General features: G+C 64.6%; 1 protein-coding gene and 1 pseudogene. Both read left to right on the plus strand.

What is annotated here, in order from left to right:
- Positions 1-377, plus strand: a pseudogene (locus FRC96_RS16015) (protein kinase domain-containing protein); the annotation flags it as partial.
- 143 nt (positions 378-520) lie between these two features.
- On the plus strand, positions 521-886 hold a 366-nt coding region (locus FRC96_RS16020), incomplete at its 3' end, for a hypothetical protein (protein ID WP_146975908.1).

An 886-nucleotide genomic window follows, 5' to 3' on the forward strand; every position in this document is an offset into this window, starting at 1 on the left:
CTTATTGCTGGGGCAGCACCATCTACGGTCAACTCGGCCATTCAAGTGCCTCCGACGTCAGCTTTGTCTCCAACCTCCCCAACGTCCAGCACATCTCCGCCGGCACCGACCACACCTGCGCCATCGCCGATGGGGTGGCGTACTGCTGGGGCGATGAAAATCGCGGCAAACTTGGCCACTCCTCCTCCAACACGGTCCCAAACGCGGTAAGCGGCGGCCATAACGACTGGACAGACATCGCCGCCGGCAACGAGCACACCTGCGGCATCGCCGCCGGCACGCTCTTTTGCTGGGGTCATAACCTCGTCGGCCAACTCGGCCGCGGCGGGTTGGGTGGTGCCACACCCACCGAGGTGGACTGGGCGTTTGCGCGCTAAGATCTGGCATTTCGCGCTCGCCACCCAGGCCGTAGGGACGGGTCGTGTGCCCGTCCCGAGAGCCGGCGCACCAACCTGACTCGAAAATCTCACAGACGCTGACCATTTACACTCACCCAACGTGGTAACGGGAGGGCAATACCATGCTGTATGTACGGATATTTATTGCTGTATTTTTGCTAGCATCCTGGGGATGTGGTCCCGAAGATGTCGCCTCGCCGACCGACACCGACACCGGCGATCCGGACGTAGGTGACACCGACGACGTCGGCCCCGACACCGACACCACCCCGCCCGAGCTTAGCCTCGAGCTCACGGGCGGCGAGGGGCCTTTCGTGCTTGGCGAGTCCGAGGGCAGCGCGGCGTTCACCGCCAGCTGCGCGCCGCAAGGCTGCGAGATCAGCGCCTGCACCCTGACCCTGGAGGGCGGCGAGCCGTGGGAGTTGGAGGGGTGTGGCGAGTCGATCGTGCTGACGCTTGCGGAGCTTGACCAGGAGGGCAGCTGGACG

The sequence above is a fragment of the Lujinxingia vulgaris genome (assembly GCF_007997005.1).
Lineage (GTDB): Bacteria > Myxococcota_A > Bradymonadia > Bradymonadales > Bradymonadaceae > Lujinxingia.